At 57.2% G+C, this 1931-nt stretch carries 1 rRNA gene; it reads right to left on the bottom strand.

Annotation, left to right across the window (positions count from 1 at the left end):
• Window positions 1-1931 (bottom strand): 23S ribosomal RNA (locus AB8Z75_RS33575); the annotation flags it as partial.

Genomic DNA, 1931 nt, shown 5'->3' on the forward strand with positions numbered 1-1931 from the left:
GGTTATAGTTACCACCGCCGTTTACTGGCGCTTAAGTTCTCAGCTTCACCACACCGAAATGTGACTAACCGGTCCCCTTAACGTTCCAGCACCGGGCAGGCGTCAGTCCGTATACCTCGCCTTACGGCTTCGCACGGACCTGTGTTTTTAGTAAACAGTCGCTTCTCGCTGGTCTCTGCGGCCACCCCCAGCTCAGGAGGCATGCTCCATCACCAGGCGTGGCCCCCCTTCTCCCGAAGTTACGGGGGCATTTTGCCGAGTTCCTTAACCATAGTTCACCCGAACGCCTCGGTATTCTCTACCAGACCACCTGAGTCGGTTTAGGGTACGGGCCGCCACACACCTCGCTAGAGGCTTTTCTCGACAGCACAGGATCATCCACTTCACCACAAACGGCTCGGCATCAGGTCTCACCCCTACATGAGGAACGGATTTACCTACTCCTCGGGCTACACCCTTACCCCGGGACAACCACCGCCCGGGATGGACTACCTCACTGCGTCACCCCATCACTCACCTACTACAGACTTGGACCGTCGGCTCCACCACTCCCGAAACCAGCAAAGCCGGCACGGACGGTTTCACGGACTTAGCATCACCTGATTCGATGTTGATCGCTGCATAGCGGGTACCGGAATATCAACCGGTTCTCCATCGACTACGCCTGTCGGCCTCGCCTTAGGTCCCGACTTACCCTGGGCAGATCAGCTTGACCCAGGAACCCTTAGTCAATCGGCGCACACGTTTCTCACGCATGTATCGCTACTCATGCCTGCATTCTCACTCGTGAACCATCCACAACTCGCTTCCACGGCTGCTTCACCCGGCACACGACGCTCCCCTACCCACCCCAACAGGCGTTAGCCCTCATGTTGGAGTGACACGACTTCGGCGGTGTACTTGAGCCCCGCTACATTGTCGGCGCGGAATCACTTGACCAGTGAGCTATTACGCACTCTTTCAAGGATGGCTGCTTCTAAGCCAACCTCCTGGTTGTCTCTGCGACTCCACATCCTTTCCCACTTAGCACACGCTTAGGGGCCTTAGTCGATGCTCTGGGCTGTTTCCCTCTCGACCATGGAGCTTATCCCCCACAGTCTCACTGCCGCGCTCTCACTTACCGGCATTCGGAGTTTGGCTAAGGTCAGTAACCCGGTAAGGCCCATCGCCTATCCAGTGCTCTACCTCCGGCAAGAAACACACGACGCTGCACCTAAATGCATTTCGGGGAGAACCAGCTATCACGGAGTTTGATTGGCCTTTCACCCCTAACCACAGGTCATCCCCCAGGTTTTCAACCCTGGTGGGTTCGGGCCTCCACGAAGTCTTACCTCCGCTTCACCCTGCCCATGGCTAGATCACTCCGCTTCGGGTCTTGAACACGCTACTCAAACGCCCTCTTCGGACTCGCTTTCGCTACGGCTCCCCCACACGGGTTAACCTCGCAACATGCCGCAAACTCGCAGGCTCATTCTTCAAAAGGCACGCAGTCACGACGCACCGAGAAAACTCGATGCGCGACGCTCCCACGGCTTGTAGGCACACGGTTTCAGGTACTCTTTCACTCCGCTCCCGCGGTACTTTTCACCATTCCCTCACGGTACTATCCGCTATCGGTCACCAGGGAATATTTAGGCTTAACGGGTGGTCCCGCCAGATTCACACAGGATTCCTCGGGCCCCATGCTACTTGGGTGTTCCATAAACGAGCCGTACAGATTTCAGCTACGGGGGTCTTACCCTCTACGCCGGGCCTTTCGCATGCCCTTCGCCTACCCATACGGTTTCTCACTCGTCCAACAGCCSACAGACCATTGAAAYGGAATCCCACAACCCCGCATGCGCAACCCCTGCCGCGTCTCACACACGGGGGGGGGGGGGATATTTAGGCTTAACGGGTGGTCCCGCCAGATTCACACAGGATTCCTCGGG

The organism is Streptomyces sp. PU-14G, assembly GCF_041028275.1.
GTDB lineage: Bacteria > Actinomycetota > Actinomycetes > Streptomycetales > Streptomycetaceae > Streptomyces.